The sequence below is a fragment of the Aeromonas sp. 600774 genome (assembly GCF_049175075.1).
GTDB classification, from domain to species: domain Bacteria; phylum Pseudomonadota; class Gammaproteobacteria; order Enterobacterales; family Aeromonadaceae; genus Aeromonas; species Aeromonas veronii_A.
This window is the reverse complement of sequence record NZ_JAAKUJ010000010.1, coordinates 118,828-144,087: the sequence shown is the minus strand read 5'-3', so window position 1 is coordinate 144,087 and position 25,260 is coordinate 118,828. Positions and strand designations below refer to the sequence as shown.

The window sequence follows — 25,260 nt, the reverse complement described above, 5'->3', positions numbered from 1 at the left end:
CCATGAACGCACAACCGACCCAAATCAATCTGCTTAACCACCATGCAGCCAAGCGCCTGCGCCAATTGCGGGAGCAGTTGAAGCTGAGCCGCCCCAAGTTTGCCGACCAGCTCGGCATTCCGCCCACCACGCTCAAGAACTACGAGCTGGGATACCGCGAGATCGGTGGTGGCTTGTTCCTGCTGATCGCCAACCACCCGGAGCTGAAATCCCACGTTGCTTGGCTGCTGACCGGCACCACCACGCCGGAGGTGCGGGCATGACCAAGATCTTCCATCCCATATCCGAGCAGGAAGCGCTGGCCGAGTTGCCACGCCTGCGTCAGCGGCTCACAGCCAAAGCCCGCCACTCCTCATGCCTCAGAGGAACTGAGGGTAAAACCTTGTTAGCCCAGGCAAAGCGTGCCCTGCGCTGGCACCAGCTGTTTCTCAGCATCAACCGGAGGGCCTGCCAATGAGCGACATCATCAAGATTGCCCGCCAGGCACCCAAGGTGGTCGAGGGGCTGCTGGCCGATATGTTCGCAGCCAATGCCGAAGATAACCGCATTGCCCTGGGCGGGGTTTACTCCGGCCAGCAGTACATCCAGCTGCAACTGGTTGCGACCAGCAACCCGGCTGATCTGCTCGATGATGACGGCGATGGAGACGATGAAGAGGCGGCACCACTCCCCGCACACAACCAGCTGACCACCCACTGGCTGGCAGCCCGCGCCGAGTTTATCGCCGCCGGCGGTGAGGCCAGAGGCGATCGGGATATCCCCCGGGAGCTGCTGGCGCTCGGTGCAGTGCGCTCTGTCTATTGGCTGGCGCTGGGCCAGGGTGAAACCGCACTGGCCAAAGAGATCGGCGAGTGGTGGCAGGAGTGCGCGCCACTGCATGGGCAAGGTGAGGTGATCAAGTGACCCATCATCTGCAGCAGGAACTGACCAGCCAGATGTATCGCTGGCAAGAAGCCTATCGGGAAGACGCAGCGCGGCTGCGTCTTTATCAGCAGGAGCTGGCCCATGCGCGTCGGCTACCTGCCCGCCCCCACGTCAGCATCAAGCTGTTGCTGCGTCAGTGCGCGGCCGCCCGTCGAATGAAAACCCATGCCCAGCAGCGCATCAGTGGATGCCTGTTTCGCATCAAGACGTTATCCGCTTAACGCATGACCAAGCTCACCACCCGGCTGCCGCTGTCGAGAAAAGCACAGCTGCAGCGCGTCAACACTCTTTGCAACTCTCTGCCCGGCGTCAACTTTGACGCCGTTTTCGGCGGCCCACGCGGCCAATACGATCTGCTGTGGGCCATCCAGCTACTCGATGGCCTCTCCCCCGAGTTAACCCGCGACCTGTTCAAGCAGTACGCACGACGCCGCAAGGATTGCAGCTTCACCCATTGCCGGGCTGCCAATATCTGGCTGCGTGAGCGAACCCGCTGGGTGCGCCAGCTGCTCCACTCCATTCCGGTCAACCCGAGGGAGATGCGCGATGAAGACGGCCGCAAGAAGGTGGCCCACCAGTTCGCCAACCAGACCGCAGCCATTTACAAGAACATCGAACAGGGCATTAAAGACGGAGCCGAGCCGGATCTGCTGCAGACCTGGGAACTGATGCGTCAGCCTGCCGACCAGTGGGGCTTTATCGGCAAGATGCCCAAGTTCAAATCCGACGAAGTGCGGGATAACTGGATCCTGAGCGTGCTGGTGCGCCTGCTCTCTGCCAAGTGGTGGGAGAAGCGCGTCAACCGCTGCTGGGACCGCCTGCAGGAGCAGATCAACATTCTGCTCGGCAAGGTACGTAAGGGCGTGTCGGCTTATGTATCGAACGCCACCATGAAGGTGGTGCGCGAACGCAAGCGGGCCATGATGCGCTGGCTGGCCGAGTCGGAAATAATCAACGATCAGTATGACCTGGTCGTGTCGATGAAGGATTGCTGGGAGGCCAGCAACGCCAACCCGGTGAACCGCCGCAACGAAATGATGGTGCGTGCTCGGGGGTTCAATGACTATGCCGAGGAACAGGGGCATGTGGGGGTATTCTTCACCTGGACCGCCCCGAGTCGCTTTCATGCCTGGACACAAAAGCACAACGGCAAAGCGGTAGAGAACAAGCGATATCAAGGGGCCACGCCGCGGGAAACCTGCGCCTATCTGGCCAAACTATGGAGCCGTGCCAGGGCTGCCCTCAAACGGTGGAACGCCCCCGTTTATGGATTTCGCGTGTGCGAGGCTCACCACGACGGCACCCCGCACTGGCATCTGCTGCTATTTATGCGCCCGGAAGATCGCAACCGGGTGATCGGCATACTGCAACGCTATGCCCTGACCGATGACCACGAAGAGCTGGTGCGGGATATCAAGGGCACCCCACCCTTTACCGACTTCACACCCCGCTTTGACTGGAAAGAGATAGACCCCGCCAAGGGGGATGCCGCGGGCTATATCGCCAAATACATTGCCAAGAACATCGACGGCGCTTACCTGGACGATGACGAAGAGGCAGGTACTACCGCCGATGAGGGCGCCCTGCATGCCGTGGCCTGGGCCAGTTGGTGGGGCATTCGCACCTTCCAGCAGATCGGGGGCGCCCCAGTCGGGGTATGGCGCGAGCTGCGCCGCATCAGCAACGCCAAGAAGCATGCCGATCTGGTGGGCCCACCCAAGCCAGTGCTGCAAGACCCGCGCTTTGAGGCAGCCCGCTTTGCCGCAGATAACGGCATCTTTCGCTGCTACCTGCACGCCATGGGCGGCGCACTGGCCACCCGTGCCGAACACCCCATCAAGCTGGCCCACCTCATCGAGGAGCAGGCCAACAGCTATGGCGAAGACATCAAACGCCTGATGGGCATTACCTCCGCTCGCCTTGGCATCAAAACCCGCCTGCAAGGGTGGGAAATTGTGCCTGCCGGTACCCATGAAGCCAGGAAAGCCGCCGAGGCTGCAGCGAGGGGGGTTGGGGTTAAGACGGGCGACAGCCCGGCACCTTGGAGCTCTGACAATAACTGTACGCGGCCAGATCCTGATGTCTTCACAGAGCAGATCGTGAGGGAACAATGGGGTTTGTCACCCTTTTCCATCGACCGTTTGCGGGCTGGGGCCAGTGTCACGGTGGACGGTTTCAGCCTCTGGCTTGAGAACGGCCAGCTGCAATCGACTAGATCGCTCCCCAATGAACCGGATTGGGGGCTCGATGGCCAGCCGCCCGCTGAACAGAGCCTGCTGGATGAATACGCGGTACCAGAAGGGGATCCAGACTGGCGGATGCTGGTTGAGCTGTGCGGCAAGGTCTATGAGGCACAAGGCCACGCCGGGGCGCACCGCTGGATAGAGATATTGCCGGAGCCCTATCAGTCAGAGATGTGGCGCGTGCTGGAGGGGCTGGACACACCGGAGTGGATGCATGAACAAAACGACTACAGCTAAAAGAGGCACTGTGATATCTATTCCTAGAGATTTTTCCCCACAATTAGGTTGATACCTCAAAAGTGAGCTCTCCAACACAGAGCTCATTGATAAGTTGAAAATCGCGGGTCAACGTCACTCTGCGAGATAGAGACTATTATTAGCCTTTGGTTATCCCCTTAATCTATAGCTTCCCTCCACCAAACTAACTATATCATCAATTGTTATAGGTATTTTCTTACCAATCAAAAAGCTATCAACATATCTATTCAACAACTCCTGATTTGGAGTAATGTATTCCTTTATGACTCTCCTCATTTCTTTCAGTGAGTCGGGAGTATCAATTACCCCGCCAGATATGGCTTTAGATATCAACTCTTCCTTTCTCATTTGCTTTTGCTTACCTTTACAATTATGGAGTATATACTTGGCGAGGGAAATCGTTAACATTTTCTCACTATGATAAAAGTCAAAAGCATCTTTAATTTCATCATGTGCAATAATCAAACCCCCATATTTCAGTAGGGCGTTGTAAAATTTTGATGCGAAATCATCAATATAACCATATTTTACTTCATTATGTGAAGCTATAAGGGAAAAGTATGGTGATGGCTGTGTGATAGTAATCTCATTGATCATGTTAAATGCATAACACGCTGTGGATATGACACATAACTCGTTCAACATAGATATATTTATCTGTCTAAGAGTTTCAGTAAGTTCTGACCAAGATATATACTCTCTGGTATTGCCAATCTCTAAGCCCAATTCACTTCCACCATGCATATGAAAATGAATCACAGGTTTTAAATTATTGCTAACAACAAAAGAATTTATATTGCCCATGAACTGGATAAATTGCTCTCTACTAGAAACTGCCTCATGATAGTAAATAAGTTCATAGGCAGTAGTAATAGTCCGCAGGTCTTCGTCTAAACGCTTGGTTACACCACCATCATCTGGGCGATCAGAAGTAATCAGGATTATGGCATTCATACTGAATGAAGAATCGAATTGCATATGAGAAGTCTCTTCAATTTACTCTAATGGATTTTTCCAATCATTAACCATCATCAGATATTCATAATCTACCTTTGGCAATCGTAGGATTGCTCTAGTAAGTAAATATTATCTATCATACCGTATTTGATGTATTTTTACACGGGTTAGAAATTGAAGTTGTGTTTGGTAGGATTACCGTCCAGAACTACCAACTCAATTGTATTCCAGCACTTTCAGTACCAACTGATTCATGCTCTTGGCTGAGAGTCTTAAGGTGTGAACGAACGACAAGGTTGCCACACCAAAGACCTGAGCACCGGTGTAGAATATTATCGAGTAAGTCACTTCACCACCGGCAGTTCGTCAAGCGCGGTGGTATAGCGGGGGCTTAACTGCTCCCGCTTCATCATCCACTCCCGGGTGTCGCGGCCACGGGCCGCGAAGTAAACCTTCCCCAACCGCCCATGATTGATCTTGTCGATGACCTGCATCAGCGCCTCGCTGCGCGGGGATTGCTGCTGTGCGGCGAACAGGTCGCCCTGCTGCATGTTGGTGGGGGTGAAGTCGGCCAACATAACGCCCCCTTTCTGGTATCGCTGCTCATCGCGCCAGATGCGGGGGAGCAGCTCGGGGATCAGGGCCAGCAGCGCCCGGGTGTCATGGGTGGGCATAGCCAGCTTGGTGCTCACCTGGTTGCCGTAATAGGGCTCCCGGTCGCTGAACGGGCTGGTGCGAATGAACAGGGTCACATGCCGGCAGCACATCCCCTCCCCCCGCAGCTTCTCGGCGGCCCGCTCCATGTAGCCTGCCAGCGCCTGGTGCATGGTGCCGATCTGGGTGATGCGCTCCCCAAACGAGCGCGAGCAGATGATCTGCTGCTTGGCCTGGGCCTCTTGCTCCAACTCGGCACAGGGAATGCCGCGCAGTTCCTGCACAGTGCGCTCGACCACCACGCCATAGCGGCGGCGCAGGTTCTTGGGGTCGGCGGCGACCAGGTCGGCCACGGTCTTGATGCCCTGCACCTCCAGCTTGGCGGTGAGCCGTCGGCCAATGCCCCATATCTCGTCCACCGGGGTGATCGCCATCAGCCGATCGCGCCGTGCCTCATCCCGCAGATCCACCACGCCGCCGGTGGCGGGCCACTTCTTGGCAGCGTAGTTGGCGAGCTTGGCGAGCGTCTTGGTGGGGCCGATGCCGACCCCCACGGTCAGCCCGGTCCACTGCTGCACCCGCTCGCGGACTTGGCGGCCATAAACCACCAGGGCGCCCGCCCAGGACTCGCTCAATTCGATAAAGGCCTCGTCGATGCTGTAGACCTCCACCGCCGGCGCCATCCCCTCCAGAATGGTCATCACCCGGTTCGACATATCACCATAGAGGGCATAGTTGCTGGAGAACCAGACCCCGCCCATCGCCTCGAAGAACTGGCGGATCTGAAAGTACGGTACCCCCATCTTGATGCCCAGCGCCTTGGCCTCTGCCGAGCGGGCCACCACGCAGCCATCGTTGTTAGAGAGCACCACGATGGGCCGCCCCTTCAAGTCGGGGCGGAACAGCCGCTCGCAACTGGCGTAGAAATTGTTCACATCGACCAGGGCGACGGCGCAGCGCTTGTTCATGGGGTATCCATCTTGTGTACGACAAAGGCCACGACTCCGAAAATCTCCAGCTCCTGCCCATCATTGAAATGGATGGGACGATAGGCCGGGTTGCCAGGAAGCAATGCGACGGTGGGCTCAAGCTGCAGTTTCTTCACCGTGAACTCGCCATCCACCGCGGCGACCACCACGCTGCCGTGGCGCGCCTTGCGGCTGCGGTCGACAACCAGCAGGTCGCCATCGCGGATTCCGTAGTCGACCATGCTGTCACCGGCCGCCCGCACGAAGTAGGTGGCCGCCGGATGCGCCACGCACAACTGATTGAGGTCGATGGTCTGCTCGGTGTAGTCCTGCGCCGGCGACGGAAAGCCGCAGGCCACCGGGGAGAGGAACAGGGGGAGCTCCAACAAGGGAGCATCGGGAGCGGGTTGAGCAAACATGCTGGCAATCTCTTTTTTCTGTATAAATAAACAGTATAGCAAGACGCAAAAATAGGATCACCGTGAGGCGTTTGGCTCTATTCATGGTTGCATTGTGGTAAAGTTACAGACTCATTAGGGGTAGTTTTAATTTAAGGAACAATAACATGGCGAAAGAGCAGGAGTTTCTTTATATCGTTCACATGGCATCCATTGGAAATGCCATCAACTTGTCTACCCAAGGTGAAAACGTCTGTGACCACTACACACAGATAGAGGTCGAGAAGCCACCTATGCGGCTTGGAAAGGTGCAACTGCAAGCTGGTCAGCGCTGAGATCGATAGTTTAACCTTTACCGGTCATCGGCTTGATGATGTTTACTCAAACATTGTCATAACTTTTCCTATTCATAACAATGCGGTTCTGAGTAAATAAAGGTTGCTACCTTTAAACGATGAAACTAAAGTTTTATTTTTTCTAAACATCAGAGGTTTTTATGAAATGGCATGAATGTAATGAAGTAAGGGAGCTTAAAGCAATTGCTAGCTTTCGTGAGGTGAAAAAAATAATATCAAGTGATCTAGATGGAAAAATAAAAATTACAGCTAAAGGCTGGAACGACTTACATAAAAAAATAATTTTATTAAAAAACATATTCATTAACTATAATAATGATGAAACGTCTTTTGACGGTTTTGTATCTGAAAGCCAAAAATATTTATTTTGCTTAACAAAAATGGATGGAAAAAATAGACAGAATAATCTTGGTGTAAACGCCTTGCATTATAAAGACAAAGAATTGGCAAAAAAATGGCGACGCCACATAGCTCAAAAAATACATCCAGATAAATGCTCTGACCCTAGAGTAAAAGAAGCGATGAATGTATTGGAGAATATGTATTCGGAGATGATTAGATGAATTATGGTATCATCCCATTTGACAACCGAACAGTACTAGGAAATTATATAATACCTGAGGTTGATGAAAGTCTAACAGCTACAACTATAACAAGCATTATTAATGCTTGGAATACACACACTGCAATTGACTCTTATGGGCGCCCGTGGATAAATGCAGAAGGCGTCCATGTCGTACTCCGCACAAGCAGAGCTAATGCCAAATATTTAATTGCGGGACTTCAGGATGACCAAAAAACAATGCATGCCAATGCCCTTTATGTAAAGGGGGAATCCATATGCGGACTATTGGATAGAACAATTACTCAAGCTAGACGTTTAGACCGTGAAAAATATATAAGGTACTCTCAGTTATTATATATTGCAATTAGAGATTGCAGCAGAGCAAGAGAACTCAGAGCTGAACACTATGAATACATAAACAAGGCTGTAAAAACATTAAAAAGAGATAGGGCTTCAAGTTTCAACATTGAAAACGATGAATTGACTGGTGATGCACTAATTTATGCAACTGCAGAATTCTCTCATATTAGAAGTGTGTCAATATATCCAATGCAGGCTAGCCACGTTGAAAATGGATTGGTAATAAATAAGTCCACGCACAATATTATAACACAGAATGGAATTAATGATGAGACTGAGCTTTTATATTTATGCCATACCAATGGCTGGAGCACCACTTGGCACCAAGTTTATATGAATTATATTCAGACAGTAGCCTTATAACAAATATTATTACTGAGTACATTGCTTAAATGCCTGCTCAAAAAACAAACGCGCCTATCAGATCATCAGAATGAACAATCGCCAATCATGAAGGGAGCTTATGGAAAGTGAAGGGTCACAGTAGGATCCGTTATCATGCGTGCGCAGGCAAGGCTGGGGGTGCTATTGCGCCCCCAGTCCTTTCAGTAACAACTGCCGCCCCTCTGGCGTCAGTGACCCCATCAAGCTGAGCACCAGTTGGTTGGTGGTCTTGGCCGAGGGGCTTAGGGTGTGGGCGAACGACAAGGTGGCCACCCAGCTGTGGCCACACTCTGCATCGGTGCATTGGCAGTAGAGATCCGAGACATCATCGCTCAGTCGGTTGGTCTTGGTAATGCGGCCCCGCTGGCCACACACTTTGCAATAAACCCGCATTACGCCCCCTTTTCTATCCAAATCAACAGCCTATCTTGCCACACCAGACACTGTTTGTTTATACAGTTGAACCGATATTCTCCCGAAAATCGACCCAGAGGGAGCGAGGGAGTCCCGCGCTGTTGATGGCATCCTGAATCAGCTCGCACAGTGGCAACACCTCGTTGCGGGCATAGGTCGCATCGTACTTCTCGGGATCCCCGAGCCCTCCCCCGCCATTGGTCGGGATGATGCCGGCCAGCGCCGCCGGAAAACGGTGGCTGGTCAATACGTCCTGAGCGGTGATCCCCTTGATGGCCGCGAACTCATCCTTGGTGGCAATGTCCCCCACCGGAATAAGCTTGATGCCATCGGGCTTGCCGTCCGGGATGTTCACGAACATGGAGCGGAAGTTTCCCACCCCCTTGCTGCTCGCAATCATCTCCTTCATCTCCTCCTCGGTGTCGTCGTCCATGTTCGGGTCGGTGGCGTAGAAGATGAAGCCCATGTGGGCGCCGTTGAGGAAGTACTTGCGCCGAAACAGGGTGGCATCCTGATTGAGCAGCGCCGACTGCAGGCCGCCCAGGTAATCGGGCATGCCGTAGATCTGCTGCTCGGGGTCGTACTGGGCCAGCCAGATGACATCCTCCGGCCGGTAAATCAGGTTCGGCTTGCCCTGCTGCAGGTAGACAAAGCAGCCATCTTCCCGCCGGCGCAGATAGACGCTGGAAAGTGGCAGCAGCCCCACTACCTGGTTAAACCCGTTACGCAGCTTGAGCAGCCCCGCGTCCCCGAACTGCAGGTAGTTGTGGGCAAAGGCGGTGACCGTGGTGCGCTGGTTGGTAAAGCGCCCCGCCACCATGTTGCGGCGCGCCATCAGGATGGCCCCGTGGTGGGCATTGGCCCGCACCACCTTGGCGAGCCCCTTGCGCTCGATGGGCGGCTGGTAATACTCGCCATAGGGGTTGTAGAACACCCCGGTGTAATCGGTCATCCAGGCCGTGGGGTCGATGGCCTCCGGCATGCTGAACGCCACCGCGCTCTTTGCTGGGGTGGCCGCCCGGGCCGGTTGGGATTTCTGTCGCTTGGTCATGCTGCCTTTCTCTCCTGGCTGGTTGCCCAGGTGGATTTACGTTTGCGGGTGGTATCGAGCGGCTCGTTGGCCACGGCGTGGGCGATGGCAAAGAACACGTCGGCGTGGCCGGTCACGTTGTCCCGGGCGGCCCGAAACGTCATCTGGCCGCCGCCGGTGGTGCTGCGCTTGATGGCGAGGAACGCCAGCGGAATATCCCGATCTGCGCTGTCCCACTCGATGCGGTTAGCCTCCACCACGTCGATCATCTTGAGGACCAACCGCGATTTGCTCTCGATGCTGTAGTTGATGGGGTGGCATATGCCTTTGAAGGTGGGCTTCAAGAGGTCATAAACCCCGGCACCAATACCGGAGACATCGACCCCTAGATAGGTGACCCGAAACTTCTTGGCGATGCGCTCGATCTCCTGCGCCTGGTACTGGAAGTTAAGCCCGCGCCAATAGTGCTTCTCGAGCACCCGAAACCGCTCGCCAGCTACCATAGGTGGAGCAACCACCACCAGGGTGGCATTGTCGCGGGTGCGGCTCGGGTCGTAGCCCAGCCACACCTCTCGCCGGCCGAACGGGTCAGGCCGCCCGGGCTTGTAGTCCTCCCACCGGCTTGGGTCTACCCCTGCCCGCTCCATGTCCTGGAACTTGAACACCGACAGCGCATCGTCGATAAAGCGGCACATGTAGAGCCTGTCGAACACCTCCTCCGGGTACTCGTCTTTCAGCTCCTCAATGTCGATGAGGTGGCAACCAAGGTGAATGGCATCTTCGATGGTGATGACGTAACGCCACTGCCGATCGGGGCAGACGCGGCCACCGTCGCGCAGGTCATCTTCACCAGGGAAGTCGATGGCCACCCGGCTCGGGCGTTGCCCCTTCCAGCGATCCCCGGTCCAGAACCGATAGGCTTCATGCACCTTGCTCGACGGGGTTGAGAAGTAGGTCTTGCGCCAACGGGATTGGGTCGCCATGGCGCTGGCGACGTCCGAGAGCTTCTCGAAGTTGGGGATCCAGAAATACTCGTCGATGTAGACGTTGCCCGAGCGGGACTGGGCGCTATTGGAGTTGGTGGAGCAGAAGTGCAGCTCGGCGCCGTTCGACAGGACGATGGGGTTGCCGGTCAGGGTGACGCCGAGGAAAGTCTGGGCAATCTTGCAGATATAGGAGCGAAACACCTCCGCCTGGGCACGAGTGGCGGACAGGAATATCTGGTTGCCGCCGGTCAGCACCGCATCTTCCAGCGCCTCGCCAGCGAAGTAGTAGGTCATGCCGATCTGGCGGGATTTAAGGATGTTGCGGGTGCGCGGCAGTGCCGGGTCGTTCTTGGCCTCGCGACAGCGCAGCTGATAGCCAAACAGGGTGCCCAGCCACTCGGCAAAGTCGTCGGCCGTCAGGTGGCTGACCTCGTTCTTGCCCTTCTTGCCGCCCTTCCCCTTGCGGCCACCATCCTGTCCACTGCGCCCGCGTGGGGTTCGCGGCGGAGCAGGTTCCTCCCCTGCTTCACGTTGAGCCTTGAGGGCCTGCTGGCGCTCGGCCCACTTGATGGCCTTCTCTTTGAGGCTGACATGGTGGCCGATTAGCCTGTCCAGTTCGTCCAGCTCGGCGCTGGTTTTCTTCTCCCGCCCGAGCAGCGACTGCACCCGGCGGGCAATGGCATCCTCCACCGCCTCTTCGGTCAGCAGATCCCGCCAGCCGTACTTCTCGGCCCAGAAATAGACCACTCGGCAGGAGTTGAGCCCCAGTTCATCCTTGATCTCCTGGGGTGTCCATCGTTTAAGGTAGAGTCCCCGCGCGGCATTGCGGATCTCTTCGGGATACGCCACGGCGCCTCCATCAGGTGAATGATGGCGCCATCATAGCCAGCCCCTCCCCTTGCTTATCTCACTGATGTTCCACGCAATTCGGATATCCCGCTGGATCCGAATCGCCACGAACACAACTGGATGAAACCCCCTTGCCGACCCGATAGCCTGACCCCGCATCTATTGGGAGCAGGCATGAACGAATCAACCTTGAGAACTGGCTGGGTCTGTATCGCCACCGAAGGCAAAGCGGTGGACGGGCGGGATATTACCCGCGACTGGCTCACCGACATGGCCGAGACCTACGATCCGACCTATTACACCGCCGTCATCTGGCCGGAGCACGATCGCTGGTCCAGCTATGGCACGGTGCAGGCGCTCAAGACCGAAGAGGTGGATGGCAAGCTCAAGCTGTTCGCCATCCTCTGCCCGAATCGCGATCTCATCTACTACAACCAGAACGGTCAGTACCAGTTCTGCTCCATCGAACCCTTCGAGAACTTCGCCGATCTGGGGCGTACCTACCTGCTGGGCCTCGGTGTCACCGACGAGCCCGCCAGCACCGGCACCACCCATCTCAAGTTCAGCAACAGCAACAAGGGACAGGCCGTTGGCACCAGCGAGCCGCTGGACCTCTCCATGTTCAAGCTACCCAAGCACGAGAAGGCCGATGGCCTGATCGCCAAGTTTTTCAGCTTCCTGGCCAGCCATGGCGAGCAAGCGCCCATAACTCCCCCCAGCCAACCCGAGGATGAGGAAATGAAACCAGAACAGTTCGATCAGATGCTGGGGGCCCTTAATGGCCTTGGCACCAAGATCGATGCCTTCAGCGCCAAGCTGGAAGCCAAACCGGCCACCGACGACACCACCCAGCCGGTCACCGAGCCCACCAAGGTGGAGGAACAACCCGGCATCACCACCGAGCAGTTCAGCAAGCTGGAACAAACCCTGGCCAGCCTGACCGACAAGTTCGGTGAACTGAACAGCAAGATCGACCAGTTCTCTGTCGAGAAGCCGGGCCAGCGCCCGGACGCCCTCGGCGGTGACGATACCCCCGCAGTCTATTAAGGAGCGACCGTGAGCCAGACCCTTACCGTCCAGGCCATGCAGCGCCTGGAGCAATACAGCAACGCCCTGGCCAAGGCCTACGGCATCCCCGTCAACGCGCTGGCCAAGCAGTTCAGCGTCACCGGTCCGGTGGAAACCGGCCTTCGCGCTGCGCTGCTCGCCTCCGTCGAGTTCTTGGGCCTTATCACTTGCCTCGACGTAGACCAGATCAAAGGTCAGGTGGTGCAAGTGGGCATCGGCAAGCTGTTCACCGGCCGCAAGAAGGATGGCCGCTTTAACGGCAAGATCGGCGTCGCCGGCAACACCTACGAGCTGACCGAGACCGATTCGTGTGCCTCGCTCGACTGGGCAACCCTGTGCGTCTGGGCCAACGCCGGCAGCGAGGGCGAGTTCCTGCGCCTGGTGGGCGATTTCATCAACAAGGCGTTTGCCCTGGACATGCTACGCGTCGGCTGGAACGGCGTGAAAGCCGCTGACACCACAGATCCGGAGAAGAACCCGCTCGGCGAAGACGTCAACAAAGGCTGGCATCAGCTGGCCCGCGAGTGGAACGAAGGCAGCCAGATCATCAAGGCCGAGGCCGGCAAGAAGATCCACTTCGACCCGGACGGCAAGGGGGATTACAAAACCCTGGACGAGATGGCCTCCGACCTTATCAACACCACCATCGATCCGCTGTTCCGCCAGGACCCGCGTCTGGTCGTGCTGGTCGGCACCGACCTGGTGGCCTCGGCTCAGGCCAAGCTCTACAGCGAAGCCACCAAACCGACCGAGCAGATCGCCGCCCAGAAGCTGGCCGAGTCCATTGCCGGGCGCAAGGCCTACATCCCGCCCTTCTTCCCGGGCAAGCGGATGGTGGTCACCACCCTCGACAACCTGCACATCTACACCCAGCGCGGCACCCGCAAGCGCAAGGCCGACGATAACCAGGACAAGAAATGCTTCGATAACCAGTACTGGCGGATGGAAGGCTACGCCATCGGCGAATACCTGGCCTATGGCGGCTTTGAAGAGGCCGACATCGAGATCGGCGCCGCCCCCACTGCGCCGAGTGAGTAAGCCATGAGCTCACCGGGCCAACGCCACAAGCAACGGGTGCAAGCCATGCAGGGGGCCGCGCAGGCCGCCTGCTCTGGCATGGCCACCGGCGCGGTGGCGGACAGCTTGCACCTGCAGATGATTGCCCTGGAACAGGACATCGTCCGCCTGCGCAAGCTGGCCCGCATTGGCGATCGGGTGAACATGAAGCGCAGCGAGCTGATGCCCAAATACCGCCCCTATGTGGAGCGCTATCTAGCAAGCGTCGCGCAGTCCAACCAGCCCTATCAGAACGAGCTGTTTCAGCTGCTCACCGTCTGGGCCTTCGATGTGGGCGATTTCGACACCGGCATCGCCTGGGCCGAGCTCGCTATCGCTCAAGGCCAGCGCACCCCGAACAACATCAAGCGGGACTGGGCCCACTTTGTGGCCGACACCGTGCTGGAGTGGGCCGAGAAGCAAGCGGCCGAGGGCCATGCGGTCGAGCCCTGGTTCTCCCGGGTATTCGACAAGGTGCGGGGTGACTGGCGCCTTAACGAGAAGCTCACCGCTAAGTGGTTCAAGGCAGCGGGCTGTCTGCTGCTACGTGACCAGGACGGTCAGCCACGCCCCAGTGCCGTGGGTGACAGCGCAACGCTGGAGCAAGCCGACCACTGGCTGGCCCAAGCAGAGAAGCTGCACAGCAAGGTGGGGGTCAACACCCTGCGCCAGAAGATAGCCATGCGCCTGCGGGTGCTCAATCCCGAATAACCAACCGACTCTCCGCGCCGTCGCACCCCGGCGCGAATGCCATGGAGCGCCTTTGGCGAACCCAGCGGCAATTGCGTGGCGACAGGGGTGCACCTATTCAACCAGCGAGGTCACTGATGTTTGCAGGCAAGGATATCGACTACAGCGCCGCCACTATCCGCAATGACGGGTTTTGGCCCGATGTGGCCGTGGCCGATTTTGAGCGCCGCCGCGCCCTGCCTGCCGACCTTGACCCGCAAACCACCGGTGCCGCCCTGCTGGCGGCCATCTCGGAAATCAACCTGCAGCTGGCGATGCGCCAGGCCGCACTGATGGCCGAGGGCCATGCCTGCGCCGCCGAGGTACCGGGGCCAAGCCTTGAGGGTGGCACCAATGCGCTAACCGAGCAGTATCTGGCCGCGGTGTTTGCCCGCGCCAAGGCGGCCATCTTGCCGGAGTTCGCCAGCGTCACCGAGCGGCCGGCCGCCAACAACCTGGCCGAGCGGGCACCGGAACAGCGCGCCCAACTGCTGGCCGAGAGTCAGCAGCTGGTGCGCAGCATCAAGGGCAAACACCGGGCGGGGGTCTCGTTGATATGAGTAAAGAGATGAGCGAACAGCAAGCCCAGGGCTATTTCCTGCACGCCCTCCACGCCGAGCTCACCCGGGTGTTGCCGGCCAAGTGCCGCAAGTCCCTCGACAGCTGGATGGAGAACGGAACGATCCGCCTCGAATCCCGCAACATGGGCCCGACCGGTGTAGACGTGGCCTGGCTCACCTATCAGGCGGTGTTCATCGTTGAGCAACTGCCCTTTCGTGAGCTGGATCCGGCCATCGTACTGGCTGCAGTCGCCGCCTGGGTGCAGGAGCACGACTCGTTTCGCGAGCAGTTTGAGCTGGCCGACCCGGAATACGCGGTGACCCCGAACGATGAGAAGAGCGCCGATCTCGAGATCCAGCTCGCCTTTACCGAGCCGCTGCGCCTTATCGAGCACCCGAGCGGCCCCATCAACTGGCTCGGCAAGCGCTGGCAGGTGGCCCCCTATGAAATCTGGGTGGCCGACCACATCGACATGAACGTCGGTGACACCGGCCATCACCAGGTAGGTGGCCCGGCATGATCACCATCACTCTGGACGCTCGCAGCAGCCGGGACCAGCTCAACCTGCTGGCCCTGCCACCCCAGAAGCGCAAGCGCCTGGTGTGGCGCGCCGCGGCCGAGCTCAAAAAGCTGGCGGCCCGTCATGTGCGCCAGCAGCAAGACCCCAACGGCAAGCCCTGGGCGCCGCGCAAGCGGGGCAAACGCAAGATGCTGCGCGGCCTGCCCAAACTGCTGGAGATCCACGCCCCAAGCCAGGACGTGGCCGAGCTCGGGTTCAAACGGGGGACGATGAACGCCCACGCGGGGGTTATCGCCAACACCCACCAAAAGGGGCACACCTATCAGGTGACCGCGGCCAGCCGGCGCCGCATTGCCCCCAGTGAAGGCGGTAAGCAAAAACCGGCGACCAAGGCGCAGGCCCGCAAGCTGCGCGAGCTCGGGTTCAAGCGCCCGGGGGCGCGCAAGGGGTCATACCGCTCGGCGTCGCTCGGCTGGATCACCGGCAATCTCAACTACGCCCAGGCGGGATTGCTCATCAGGAAGCTCAAGGATGAACCGGTGAAAACACGCTGGGAGATTGAGCTCCCTGCCCGCCCGTTCCTCGGCGCCAACGCCAAACAACGGGAGCAAGCCTTTGCCCGTGCCCTGCAGAGCATCGACTACGGCTGGGACGTCAACAAGCAAGAGATGAAGGGGAAATAACGCCATGTGGCCTTATGTACAGATCAACAACTTGAACCAGATGCAGGGGCCAGTGACCGAGGTCGAGCGCCACCTGCTGTTTGTCGGCACGGCGCCAAGCAATACCGGCAAGCTGCTCTCCCTCAACACCCAGAGCGACTTTGACCAACTGCTGGGCGCCGCTGACAGCGAGCTCAAAACCAACCTGCAGGCCGCCATGGCCAACGCTGGCCAGAACTGGACGGCAGCCGCCTATGTGCTGCCCACCGACATGGACTGGAAAGATGCAGTCCGTGAGGCCCAGAAGACCCAATCCTTTGAAGGGGTGGTGGTACTGGGGCAAGAGTGGGATGAGGCCAAGATCAACGCCGCCCACGCGCTGAACCAGGAGCTGATCGCCAAGTGGGGTCGCTGGCAGTTCATGCTGCTGGCGGTCGCGGGGATCAATGCCGCCGAGCAGGATGGCCAGAGCTGGAGCGACTACGAGGCCGCCCTGGTCACCCTGCAAGATGGCATCAAGGCCGAATCCGTCACCCTGCTGCCGCAGCTGTGGCCCAACCTCGCCGGCGCCTACGCCGGACGTCTGTGCAACCGGGCGGTGAGCATTGCCGATACCCCGTGCCGGGTCAAAACCGGTGCCCTGGTCGGCCTTGGCAACAAGCCCAAGGACAAGGACGGGATCGAGCTGCCGCTGGCCACCCTGCAAACCCTGGAACAAAACCGCTATTCGGTGCCGATGTGGTACCCGGACTATGACGGCATCTATTGGGCCGACGGCCGCACTCTGGACGCCGAGGGCGGCGACTACCAGGTGATCGAAAACCTGCGGGTGGCCTACAAGGTGGCGCGCCGGATGCGGGTACGCGCCATTGCCCGTATCGGCGATCGCTCGTTCAACTCCACCCCGGGCAGCACGGCCGCCGCCATTCTCTACTTTGGCAAAGACCTGCGCGAGATGGCCAGGACCACCACCATCAACGGCCAGCCGTTCCCGGGCGAGATCACCTCCCCTCGGGATGGCGATATCGCTATCCAGTGGACCGACAAAAACCACGTCTCCATCTACGTGGTGATCCGCACCGTGGACTGCCCCAAGGGGATAACCATCAACATCATGCTCGATCTGAGCATCACCAATGGGGAGGGCTAAGCCATGACCAGACGCATTTCAGGGCAGAGCTTCGACATTGAACTACTGGGCACCATGGTGCACGTCGAGAAGGCCAGCCTCACCATCACCGACAGCAGCGCCGTGGCGCAAACCCGCGGCATCCCTGACGGCTATGTGGATGGCGAGGTATCGGCCGAGTGCGAGTTCGAGCTCGATGCCAAGAACTTCAAGCTGCTGAGTGATGCCGCCAAACGGGCCGGCAGCTGGCGCGGGCTGAAACCGGACGATGTGCTGTTCTACGCCGACACCGGCGACGAAACCATGAAGGTGGAGGCCTTCGGGGTGAAGTTGCAGATCGCCGACCTGCTCGACATCGACCCCAAAGGGGGCAGCAAGGGGGTGCACAAGCTCAAGGGCATCGTCACCTCCCCCGACTTCGTTCACATCAATGGCGTGCCGTACCTCTCGGATGACGACACCCGCCACCTCAAAGGGTAAGGGGGCCAGGTGGACGATATCGACCGCGCAAACAGTCACGCCGCCCGAATGCTGGCCGTACATCTGGCCAACCAGGTGGGCAAAGGGCGCTACCAGGGGGAGAGCCGGCACCGCTGCGAAGAGTGCGACGACCCCATCCCGGCAGCACGCCGTCAACATGTGCCGGGGGTGCGGCTGTGCGTCCCCTGCCAGAGCCGTGCCGAGCGACACGGGCGATAACGAGAACGGGATATGAAATCTATGCCGAACAAAGACCCCACCCTCTGGGCCGCCCTGATGGCCTGGCTGATGGACAACTGGCCCGCCGTGTCCGGGGCATTGCTGGCGCTGAGCATCTCTTTCATGCGCATCACCTATGACGGCGGCAGCGGGCGCCGCCGTCTGATCGAGTCCACCCTGTGCGGCCTCATTACCCTGGCCGCGGCGTCGGGCACCACCCTGCTCGGCGTCCCCTATGAGGCCGCCCCCTTTATCGGCGGTGTGGTGGGGCTGCTCGGGGTGGACATCATCCGCGAAAAGGCCAAGACAGTACTGAGCAAAAGGGGGAGCAACGATGCCGCGTAGTCACTGCCACCCGCAGGTGGCTGCGTTTCTCGACATGCTGGCCTATGCCGAAGGCACCAAGGGCCGGGGCGATGACGGGTACAACAAGCTGGTCAATCCGGCGGGGTTCTTTGAGAGCTACACCACCCACCCGAACGTGCTGGTGCAGGTCAACAAGACCCTGAGCAGCACCGCGGCTGGCCGCTATCAGTTCCTGTCAAAGCACTGGGCCCACTACCGCGACCAGCTCGGCCTGCCGGACTTTGGCCCCGAGTCGCAAGATGCCTGGGCAATCCAGCTTATTCGCGAGCGCAAGGCGCTGGACGATGTGCTCAAGGGTCGTATCCGCGAGGCTATCTCCAAATGCGCCAATATCTGGGCCAGCCTGCCGGGGGCCGGCTACGGTCAGCGCGAGCACCAGCTGGCCGACCTGCAGGCCAAATTCACCGAGTTCGGCGGGGTACTGGCATGAACACCTTCAAGGCACTGCTCTCCAATGTGCTGTTGGTCCTGGTGCTGGTAATGGGCGCAGCCCTGTTTCTTGGCAACCGGATGCTGGAGAGCCGTGGCAAGGCACTCGCCACCGCCAACGAGACCATCAACACCCTGCAGCAGACCAACGAGCTGCAGGCCAGTCAGCTGGCGACACTGCAACGCGATGCCGCGGGCCTTCGCAAGTTGCTGGGTACCCAGAACGCCGCTCTGGCCGAGCTCGACCAACAACAGAGGAAAACCGCCGATGAACTGCAACAAGCGCTGGCCACGCCGCCGGCGGGCCGCCCGGACTGCGCTCGCGAGCCTCTGCCTGACGCTGCTCTGCGCCTGCTCCAGCCAGCCCCAAACCGTGGTGCAAACGCAGCTGGTAAAGCGGCTACCACCGCCGGGACTGGTGCCCCACTGCCCGGAGCCTGATTTCAAGGGGCGCACCTACGGCGATGCCGTGCGGTTTATCCCCACCCTGCAGATGGCGCTGCGCCGCTGCCAAACACAAATCAACACCCTGAACCATTGGATTGAACAAGAGGAAAACACCCCATGACCACTCCCATCATCACCCTGGACGTCGCCGGCAAAGAGCTGAAGTTCGCCCCCACCATGGTGGCCTACAACGGCTTTATCAACGACATGATGCCAAGCGACAAGGTGGCGCCGGCCCACAACTACCTGAAAAAGATCGTCTGCCAGGAGAGCAAAGAGGCGCTCGATGAGCTGCTCAAACGCCCGGGCGCGGCGCTGCAGCTGGCCGGTGCCATTAACCAGCAGTTCGCCCCCGATCTGGAGATCACCGTAAAAAACTGACGGCGCGCGCCGAGGCTATCGAGCGCAATCACCTGGAGCAGGCGCTGGCGCTGCGGCGCCACTACCTGCCCCATGACGAAGACGACATCGACAGCTTGGCCCGCGCCCTCTGGTTAGACCGACACGCTCGGGAGTCCCACGCCGCTGCAGTGGCCGAGGGCATCACCAACGCATTCAACGGATAACGATCTATGGCCTGGATGGAAAAATTGATGATGCAGGTGGCTTTGGTGGATCAGGTCACCAAGCCCCTTGCTGGCATCAATGCCCAGATGGACAAGGTCAGCAAGGCCGGCCGTCAGGGCTGGAGCAGCATGGCAATGGGGGCCACCACGGTGGCCGCCGGCGGCATGGCGATCCAGTCTGCCTTGGGCCCGGCCATCGAGATGGATCGGGCGCTGGCCGAGGTGGCCTCGCTCGATGTGCAAAAGGAGGTGCTCGGGGCGCTCGGGCGCGAGGCGTTGAAGCTCTCTATCCAGTACGGGGAGTCAGCCACCGAGATTGTCCGCTCCTCCTACGATATCCAGTCGGCGATCGCTGGACTCGAAGGTAACGAGCTGCCCGCCTTTACCCGAGCCTCGACCACCCTGGCCAAAGCGACCAAGGCCGATACCGCCACCATCACCAACTACATGGGCACCATGTACGGCATCTTCGAGCAGCAGGCCAAGCAGATGGGCAAGGCCAACTGGGTCGAGGATGTGGCCGGCAAGACCGCGCTCGCGGTGCAACTTTTCAAGACCACCGGCCAGGGCATGGCCGACGCGTTCGGGGCCATCGGCGCCAACGCCACCGCCGCCGGCATCGCGATGGACGAGCAGTTCGCGGTGCTCGGGCAGTTGCAGGCCACCATGAGTGGCGGCGAGGCCGGTACCAAGTTCAAGGCGTTTCTGGCCGGCGTCGGCAATGCCCAGAAGGCGCTCGGCATCCAGTTCACCGATGCCGCGGGCAACATGCTGCCGGTGCTCACCATGCTGGACAAGCTCAAGGCGCGCTATGGCGAAACCCTGAGCGTGGCCGAAGGGGACGAGCTCAAGAAGGCGTTCGGTTCGGATGAGGCGGTCAGCATGATCAAGCTCCTGATGACCAACACCAAGGCGCTCGCCACCAACATCAATGCGCTGGCCAACACCCACGGCATGGGCAAGGCCGAGCAGATGGCCGCCGCCATGACTGACCAGTGGCAGCGGGTCGAGCAAGCCTGGTTTGCCATCCGCGCCGCCGCGTTCGGGGTGGTGCTACCTGCCATCAATGCGGTGGTGGGGGTCTTTGCCGATGGTGCCAACGAGGTGCTGCGTTGGACGCATCTTTTCCCGAACCTGACCAAGGTCATCAGCTATGCCCTGCTCGCCATCGTGGGGTTGAGCATGGTCACCGGTACCTGGATGCTGATCGCTGGCTTGGCCAAGCTGGCCACCCTGGGGCTCGGTATCGCCTGGTCCATCATCCTTGCCCCGCTCAACCTGCTGAAAGCGGGCCTGGTGGCGTTTCGCGCCATCATGCTGGCCGTCAACATCATGATGGCGGCCAACCCTGCCGTGCTGCTGGCTTATCTCATCGGCGGCCTGCTCGTTGGTGCCATTGGGCTGGCGATCTACTACTGGGATGACCTCAAGCAAACCCTGGCAGACTGGGGCGTGTTTGATGCTATCCAGGGGGTGATCGCTGCCGCCACCACCGGGTGGGCCAGTTTCATGCAACTGCTCGCCGACCTCAGTCCTTTCCAGTTACTGGGTAAAGCCGTCGACTGGCTGATTGAGAAGCTCAACATGATCCCGGGCGTCAATATCGAGATGAGCAGCATGCCGGATCTTAATATGCCCAATCAGGAGAACATCAACGCCCCCCTCGCCCGTTTTAGCCAGGGCAACCCGAGCCGCGTACCGGCGGGCGGGCTGGGCAAGCAACTGATCCAGGCCAATGCGGCTGCGACCACCGCCAACCAGAAGCCACCCAAGTACCTGAGTATCGGGGAAGTGCATATGCATAACCAGAATCCGATGACCCCCGAGCAAATGGCCGAAAACGCCTGGCTGGAGACACCGTGATGAGAGACGCCAAGTACATCGACATTTTGGTGGTCAACGGGGCCTGGCAACTCGATGCCGGCGGCCAGCCCCGTTACACCCGGGACCGCCACAGCATCGGCCAGGACATCAAGCACCGGATCATGGAGTCGGGGCTGGCCCGCAAGCTGATTGGCGAGCGCAGCCCGACCCTGCGCGCCGATGTGATGACCGAGATTGAGCTACTGGTTGAGAACGACGAGCGACTGGTGCCGGGCTCCATCGTGATCCGCGAGGAAGCCCACGAGCGGGTGCTGGTCACCGCCCGCACCTATGAATTTGGCGATCTGGAGGTAACCCTGTGAACCTGCGTCCCAACGTGGATTTTATGGCTCTGCTGGCCGAGATCGGTGTGCCGACCACCGAGCAGGCCATGGAGGCCGAGCTCAAAAAGGAGGTCGAGGCCGCCGGCTCCCTTATCACCAACGACAGCGATGTGAGCCCCTTCTGGCGGCTGGTCCGCGGGGTGGTGATCACCCCGGCGCTCTGGCTTATCCGCACCCTGCTGGCCGGCCATGTGCTGCCCAACACTTTTGCCGCTACCGCCACCGATGCCTATCTCGACCTCAAGGCGTGGGACGTGGACTTGACCCGCAAGGGCGCTCAGAAGACCCGCGGGGTGATCAACTTCGTCAAAGTGAGTCCTGGCGAAGCGGTCACCATCCCGGCCGATATCTGGGTCAGCACCGAGCGCATCAACGGCACCATCTACCGGGTGAAGCCCCTGCAGGCGGTGGTGAGCCCTGCCGGTGAAGCGGTGGCCCGTGTGGTGTGCGAGGCCGAGTTCGCGGGTGCAGCCTGGAATCTGGCCCCGGGTTACTACAACCTGCTGAGTGAACCGGTCACCGGCATCTTGTCGGCCCGCAACGATGACAAGGAGTGGATCACCACCCCGGGTGCCGATGCCGAGAGCAACGACGCGCTGGGCCTGCGTATTCAAAACCAGTTCTCGGCGGCAGGCCGATACCACATCGACGCCATCTACCGCTCGATGTTGGCGAGCGTCGCCGGTATTCGGGCCGATCACATCTTCTTCGAGCATGAAGCGCCGCGGGGGCCCGGCACTGCCAACGCCTACATCCTGCTGGAGGTGGGCACCACACCGGCCAGCCTGATTGCCCAGCTTAACGACTACGTGGGCCGCCAGGGCAACCATGGCCACGGCGATGATCTGTTCGTGATGGCAATGCCCGAGACCCAGCACAGCCTCACGCTGGAGCTGTGGCCGGTGGCCAACCTCACCGACGAGCAGAAGGTGGCCCTCAAGCAAGGCGCTGAATCGCTGGTCAAAGCGGCGTTTCGTCAGTCAGCGGATTTTCCGAGCGTCACTCGCACCTGGCCGCGCTCGCGCTTTTCGCTCTCGCAGCTGGCCCGCGAGCTGCACAGCCAGTTCCCGCAACTGCAAAGCCTCAAGTTTGCGCAAGATGACATCGTCTCGGGGCTGGCTATCCCGCGCCTGAACAGGCTGGAGGTGACCCTCTATGACTAACCCGACCCTGCTTGAACACAATAGCCAAGCGCCGCGGCTCCCCGATGCCAGCGCCCCCTGGTGGGAGGATGGCTACACCATTAGCTCGGCCCACGCCGAGCCAGGGTTTCTGGCCAAGGGCATCAACGCCTTCTGGCAACGGCTCAAGGGGTGGCTGTTGCTGCCACTCGCCCAGCAAGACCCGCTCACCTGCTCGGAGTCTCTGCTGGCGCTGCTCGCCTGGGAGCGGGACATCAGCCGCTTTAACGGCGAGCCGCTGCAGCTCTTTCGCAAGCGGGTCAAGTTCGCCTTTGTGAATGCCAGAGACGCCGGCGAGGTCGCGGGCTTTAAGCGCATCTTCGAGCGCCTGGGCATCGGCTGGTGCGACATCCACGAACGGCAAGAAGGCGCCCCCTGGGACGTCATCACCATCGAGGTGACCGACAGCGCCCTCGCCAGCAACCAGCAACTGATGGAAACCCTGATCCAACACTATGGCCGCACCTGCCGACGCTATCGGTTTCAGGTGGTTTATCCGGTCGCCAGCACCTTGGGCTTTGGTCACATCGACATGAGCCAGCAGGTATTTGGCGCGACGCTTAAGAGGACCCCATGAGCCAGATCATTACCAACGCCTTCTACCGCTACTGGCAGGAGAGCCTGACAAACCAGACGCCGGTGGTGCTCGATGAGTTCGTGCTGGCCAATGTGCCAGACCTCGATCCTGCCGCCCCCATCGACCCGGACAGCGGGCTGCCACCGAAGGGCCAGATTGTGCACCGCCACGGGGTGGACCAGCGCGGGCGCATCAACAACGACGCGGTGGCCTACACCATCGTGATGGATACCACGGTCGGCGATTTCAGCTTTAACGCCATGTACCTCATCAACAAGGCCACCGGCGTGGTGGGGATGATTGTTCACAAGGGGCTGGAGACCAAACTCAAGACTGACGAGGCAGTCGGCCAGACCGGCAACAGCTTGGTCAAATCCATGCTGATGGAGTACGACCGCGCAGCGGAAGCGACCGCCACCCATGTGGACGCCAGCACCTGGCAGATTGACTATGCCGCTCGCCTGCGCGGGATGGACGATGACCTGCGCCTGCAGGCGCTGCAGTTCTTCGGGCCGGCCACCTTCTACGGCGACGGCTTCAAGCTGGTCAACGAGTCCGGGGTCTACAAGGTGCGGCCCGGGGTGGCCTATGTCGGCGGCCTGCGTGCCGAGCTCAACGAGGTGAAGAAAATCACCCCGGGCGCCAAGCCGGTGGGACTCTGGCTCGATATCTATCGGGCCGGCTCCCTGCTTGATGCCTGGGTGAACCACTTCACCATCACCCTGAGCGTGCCGGACATGGTGGATTACCTGGACAGCAACGGCTATCAGCACCATGTGGCCAAAGTGGCCATCATCAACGCTGATGGCAGCGTGACCGACGTGCGCCGCAAGCGCACCATCGAGCTGACCGGCGATGTCACCGGCAAAGGCATTCTGGAGGATGCCCAGGGCGTCACCATCGCGGTGGAGATCAAAGACGGCAGTCACCGCCACAAATGGGGCGAGCTGGACCAAGTGCCGGCCACCGCCAGCCGCTGGCCCAGTTGGGCAGAGGTGACCAGCAAACCCGACTTGGCTGCAGCTAACCATTCCCACCCCGGCTCCTGGCTCAACCCCATTAATCTCGGAACCGAAGATCTCGACACCCTTAAAGAGCCGAAGGTATATGCCCAGCATGCCAACGCTAACACCTCGGTTGCGCGCCACTACCCGGAGAACAGTGCCGGGGCGCTGATTGTCAGTAATGGTGCTGGCACACAGCAGACCTACCTGGTCTACAACTCCAGCCGAGTCTGGCGGCGCGCACAATACAGCACCGGGGCCTGGACGCCCTGGACCCGTGATTACAACACCGGCAACAAGCCCAGCCTGGCCGAGCTGGGAGCTGCCGCAGCAAGTCATACCCATCCCTGGTCGCAAGTGACCGGAGCGCCAGCTACCGCTACCCGCTGGCCCTCTTGGGCGGAAGTGACAGGCAAGCCCGCAACCATGCCGCCGTCGGCTCACACCCATCCTGCCTCGCAGGGAAACGCCGACATTGTCGCCAGTGGGTATCAACAGGTCGGTACATACGCGCTGTTAGGTCGATTCAACTCAGGTGGACAAATTTCACCAGGCCAAACCATCGCGGGTTCAAACCTCAGATTCAGTTCTGCAGAAGGTGTGTTAATCGGCGGTTCTCCCGCAGGGACATGGAAGGCGCTGGGATATGCCAAAGGTGACCGTGATTACGGCAGCTGGAATGTCACCCTATTCATTCGCATTGCGTGAGGTAA

The 25,260-nt window shown here is 59.5% G+C and carries 34 protein-coding genes; 28 read left to right on the top strand and 6 right to left on the bottom strand.

All coding sequences use genetic code 11. From position 1 onward, the window contains the following. Nucleotides 1-2 precede the first annotated feature (2 nt). Genes G5171_RS12700 through G5171_RS12680 form a run of 5 tightly spaced genes read left to right on the top strand, consistent with a single transcriptional unit; the run spans nt 3 to nt 3,404 of the window. Nucleotides 3-263 carry a helix-turn-helix domain-containing protein gene (locus G5171_RS12700; RefSeq protein ID WP_139441279.1) on the top strand — a complete coding sequence of 87 codons (261 nt, stop codon included), beginning with the start codon at nt 3-5 and terminating at the stop codon, nt 261-263. Then, entirely contained in the window at nt 260-457 is a 198-nt protein-coding gene (locus G5171_RS12695) for a hypothetical protein (RefSeq protein ID WP_108612203.1), read from the top strand. Before G5171_RS12700 ends, G5171_RS12695 begins: the two co-directional genes overlap by 4 nt. Further along, nucleotides 454-903, top strand: a complete 450-nt coding sequence (locus G5171_RS12690) for a hypothetical protein (protein WP_421260277.1) — start codon at nt 454-456, stop codon at nt 901-903. Before G5171_RS12695 ends, G5171_RS12690 begins: the two co-directional genes overlap by 4 nt. Further along, entirely contained in the window at nt 900-1,145 is a 246-nt protein-coding gene (locus G5171_RS12685) for a hypothetical protein (RefSeq protein ID WP_421260276.1), read from the top strand. The genes G5171_RS12690 and G5171_RS12685 overlap by 4 nt, the downstream gene beginning before the upstream one ends. Nucleotides 1,146-1,148: 3 nt before the next feature. After that, nucleotides 1,149-3,404: a replication endonuclease gene (locus G5171_RS12680; protein ID WP_421260275.1), complete on the top strand. Its 2,256-nt coding sequence runs from the start codon at nt 1,149-1,151 to the stop codon at nt 3,402-3,404. A gap of 150 nt (nt 3,405-3,554) precedes the next feature. On the opposite strand, the gene G5171_RS12675 is transcribed toward G5171_RS12680, so the two are convergent. The 3 genes from G5171_RS12675 to umuD form a co-directional block, all read right to left on the bottom strand. Continuing rightward, nucleotides 3,555-4,403, bottom strand: coding sequence for a hypothetical protein (locus tag G5171_RS12675; protein WP_421260274.1), 849 nt, complete (start codon nt 4,401-4,403; stop codon nt 3,555-3,557). Between the two features lie 323 nt (nt 4,404-4,726). Then, on the bottom strand, nt 4,727-6,004 hold the full coding sequence (gene umuC, locus G5171_RS12670) for a translesion error-prone DNA polymerase V subunit UmuC (RefSeq protein WP_421260273.1): 1,278 nt from the start codon (nt 6,002-6,004) through the stop codon (nt 4,727-4,729). Next, a complete protein-coding gene (gene umuD / locus G5171_RS12665) occupies nt 6,001-6,423 on the bottom strand; it encodes a translesion error-prone DNA polymerase V autoproteolytic subunit (RefSeq protein WP_421260272.1) in 423 nt (140 codons plus the stop codon). The genes umuC and umuD overlap by 4 nt, the downstream gene beginning before the upstream one ends. A 146-nt stretch (nt 6,424-6,569) precedes the next feature. Here umuD and G5171_RS12660 point away from each other — a divergent pair, with 146 nt between their 5' ends. The 3 genes from G5171_RS12660 to G5171_RS12650 all read left to right on the top strand — a co-directional run bounded on the left by G5171_RS12660 (nt 6,570) and on the right by G5171_RS12650 (nt 8,046). Then, on the top strand, nt 6,570-6,737 hold the full coding sequence (locus G5171_RS12660; RefSeq protein ID WP_421260271.1) for a hypothetical protein: 168 nt from the start codon (nt 6,570-6,572) through the stop codon (nt 6,735-6,737). Nucleotides 6,738-6,898: 161 nt separating this feature from the next. Beyond that, entirely contained in the window at nt 6,899-7,321 is a 423-nt protein-coding gene (locus G5171_RS12655) for a hypothetical protein (RefSeq protein ID WP_421260270.1), read from the top strand. Further along, complete coding sequence (locus tag G5171_RS12650; RefSeq protein WP_421260269.1) at nt 7,318-8,046, top strand: hypothetical protein; 729 nt, start codon at nt 7,318-7,320, stop codon at nt 8,044-8,046. Before G5171_RS12655 ends, G5171_RS12650 begins: the two co-directional genes overlap by 4 nt. A gap of 162 nt (nt 8,047-8,208) precedes the next feature. Here the strand turns inward: G5171_RS12650 and G5171_RS12645 are convergent, their stop codons facing one another. The 3 genes from G5171_RS12645 to G5171_RS12635 are packed head-to-tail and all read right to left on the bottom strand — an operon-like array spanning nt 8,209 to nt 11,346. Then, the gene (locus tag G5171_RS12645) at nt 8,209-8,460 is read right to left on the bottom strand and encodes an ogr/Delta-like zinc finger family protein (RefSeq protein ID WP_206867149.1); all 252 of its coding nucleotides are present in this window, start codon (nt 8,458-8,460) and stop codon (nt 8,209-8,211) included. A 58-nt stretch (nt 8,461-8,518) separates the two neighbouring features. Further along, nucleotides 8,519-9,532: a phage portal protein gene (locus G5171_RS12640; RefSeq protein WP_408783191.1), complete on the bottom strand. Its 1,014-nt coding sequence runs from the start codon at nt 9,530-9,532 to the stop codon at nt 8,519-8,521. Further along, nucleotides 9,529-11,346 carry a terminase large subunit domain-containing protein gene (locus tag G5171_RS12635; protein WP_421260268.1) on the bottom strand — a complete coding sequence of 606 codons (1,818 nt, stop codon included), beginning with the start codon at nt 11,344-11,346 and terminating at the stop codon, nt 9,529-9,531. Before G5171_RS12635 ends, G5171_RS12640 begins: the two co-directional genes overlap by 4 nt. 174 nt (nt 11,347-11,520) lie before the next feature. On the opposite strand from G5171_RS12635, the gene G5171_RS12630 reads away from it, so the two are divergent. The 20 genes from G5171_RS12630 (at nt 11,521) to G5171_RS12535 (ending at nt 25,255) form a co-directional block, all read left to right on the top strand. After that, nucleotides 11,521-12,393, top strand: a complete 873-nt coding sequence (locus G5171_RS12630) for a GPO family capsid scaffolding protein (RefSeq protein WP_421260267.1) — start codon at nt 11,521-11,523, stop codon at nt 12,391-12,393. Nucleotides 12,394-12,402: 9 nt separating this feature from the next. Then, the gene (locus G5171_RS12625) at nt 12,403-13,452 is read left to right on the top strand and encodes a phage major capsid protein, P2 family (protein WP_203091160.1); all 1,050 of its coding nucleotides are present in this window, start codon (nt 12,403-12,405) and stop codon (nt 13,450-13,452) included. Nucleotides 13,453-13,455: 3 nt separating this feature from the next. Then, nucleotides 13,456-14,181, top strand: coding sequence for a terminase endonuclease subunit (locus tag G5171_RS12620; protein ID WP_421260266.1), 726 nt, complete (start codon nt 13,456-13,458; stop codon nt 14,179-14,181). Nucleotides 14,182-14,297: 116 nt separating this feature from the next. After that, the gene (locus G5171_RS12615; protein ID WP_421260265.1) at nt 14,298-14,759 is read left to right on the top strand and encodes a head completion/stabilization protein; all 462 of its coding nucleotides are present in this window, start codon (nt 14,298-14,300) and stop codon (nt 14,757-14,759) included. Nucleotides 14,760-14,767: 8 nt separating this feature from the next. After that, the gene (locus G5171_RS12610) at nt 14,768-15,280 is read left to right on the top strand and encodes a phage tail protein (protein WP_279487966.1); all 513 of its coding nucleotides are present in this window, start codon (nt 14,768-14,770) and stop codon (nt 15,278-15,280) included. Then, nucleotides 15,277-15,963: a phage virion morphogenesis protein gene (locus G5171_RS12605; protein WP_421260264.1), complete on the top strand. Its 687-nt coding sequence runs from the start codon at nt 15,277-15,279 to the stop codon at nt 15,961-15,963. Before G5171_RS12610 ends, G5171_RS12605 begins: the two co-directional genes overlap by 4 nt. A 4-nt stretch (nt 15,964-15,967) precedes the next feature. After that, nucleotides 15,968-17,092 (top strand): DUF2586 domain-containing protein, encoded by a 1,125-nt coding sequence (locus G5171_RS12600; RefSeq protein WP_421260263.1) that lies wholly within the window; start codon nt 15,968-15,970, stop codon nt 17,090-17,092. A 3-nt stretch (nt 17,093-17,095) separates the two neighbouring features. Further along, complete coding sequence (locus G5171_RS12595; protein WP_099358949.1) at nt 17,096-17,551, top strand: phage protein; 456 nt, start codon at nt 17,096-17,098, stop codon at nt 17,549-17,551. A 9-nt stretch (nt 17,552-17,560) separates the two neighbouring features. Beyond that, entirely contained in the window at nt 17,561-17,770 is a 210-nt protein-coding gene (locus G5171_RS12590; RefSeq protein WP_421260262.1) for a TraR/DksA family transcriptional regulator, read from the top strand. Between the two features lie 21 nt (nt 17,771-17,791). Further along, nucleotides 17,792-18,115: a phage holin, lambda family gene (locus G5171_RS12585; protein ID WP_421260295.1), complete on the top strand. Its 324-nt coding sequence runs from the start codon at nt 17,792-17,794 to the stop codon at nt 18,113-18,115. After that, on the top strand, nt 18,105-18,566 hold the full coding sequence (locus G5171_RS12580) for a glycoside hydrolase family 104 protein (protein ID WP_421260261.1): 462 nt from the start codon (nt 18,105-18,107) through the stop codon (nt 18,564-18,566). Before G5171_RS12585 ends, G5171_RS12580 begins: the two co-directional genes overlap by 11 nt. Next, a complete protein-coding gene (locus G5171_RS12575; protein WP_421260260.1) occupies nt 18,563-19,006 on the top strand; it encodes a hypothetical protein in 444 nt (147 codons plus the stop codon). The genes G5171_RS12580 and G5171_RS12575 overlap by 4 nt, the downstream gene beginning before the upstream one ends. Continuing rightward, nucleotides 18,939-19,133, top strand: a complete 195-nt coding sequence (gene lysC / locus G5171_RS12570) for an Rz1-like lysis system protein LysC (protein WP_421260259.1) — start codon at nt 18,939-18,941, stop codon at nt 19,131-19,133. The genes G5171_RS12575 and lysC overlap by 68 nt, the downstream gene beginning before the upstream one ends. Continuing rightward, nucleotides 19,130-19,393, top strand: coding sequence for a putative phage tail assembly chaperone (locus tag G5171_RS12565; protein WP_029299933.1), 264 nt, complete (start codon nt 19,130-19,132; stop codon nt 19,391-19,393). The genes lysC and G5171_RS12565 overlap by 4 nt, the downstream gene beginning before the upstream one ends. Further along, complete coding sequence (locus tag G5171_RS12560) at nt 19,390-19,578, top strand: DUF6890 family protein (protein WP_421260294.1); 189 nt, start codon at nt 19,390-19,392, stop codon at nt 19,576-19,578. The genes G5171_RS12565 and G5171_RS12560 overlap by 4 nt, the downstream gene beginning before the upstream one ends. Nucleotides 19,579-19,584: 6 nt before the next feature. Continuing rightward, on the top strand, nt 19,585-21,441 hold the full coding sequence (locus tag G5171_RS12555; RefSeq protein WP_421260258.1) for a phage tail tape measure protein: 1,857 nt from the start codon (nt 19,585-19,587) through the stop codon (nt 21,439-21,441). Next, nucleotides 21,441-21,764: a DUF2590 family protein gene (locus G5171_RS12550; RefSeq protein ID WP_421260257.1), complete on the top strand. Its 324-nt coding sequence runs from the start codon at nt 21,441-21,443 to the stop codon at nt 21,762-21,764. The genes G5171_RS12555 and G5171_RS12550 overlap by 1 nt, the downstream gene beginning before the upstream one ends. Further along, nucleotides 21,761-22,948 (top strand): baseplate J/gp47 family protein, encoded by a 1,188-nt coding sequence (locus tag G5171_RS12545; protein ID WP_421260256.1) that lies wholly within the window; start codon nt 21,761-21,763, stop codon nt 22,946-22,948. Before G5171_RS12550 ends, G5171_RS12545 begins: the two co-directional genes overlap by 4 nt. Continuing rightward, nucleotides 22,941-23,543 (top strand): phage tail protein, encoded by a 603-nt coding sequence (locus tag G5171_RS12540; RefSeq protein ID WP_421260255.1) that lies wholly within the window; start codon nt 22,941-22,943, stop codon nt 23,541-23,543. Before G5171_RS12545 ends, G5171_RS12540 begins: the two co-directional genes overlap by 8 nt. Next, nucleotides 23,540-25,255, top strand: a complete 1,716-nt coding sequence (locus G5171_RS12535) for a phage tail protein (RefSeq protein WP_421260254.1) — start codon at nt 23,540-23,542, stop codon at nt 25,253-25,255. Before G5171_RS12540 ends, G5171_RS12535 begins: the two co-directional genes overlap by 4 nt. Nucleotides 25,256-25,260 lie beyond the last annotated feature (5 nt).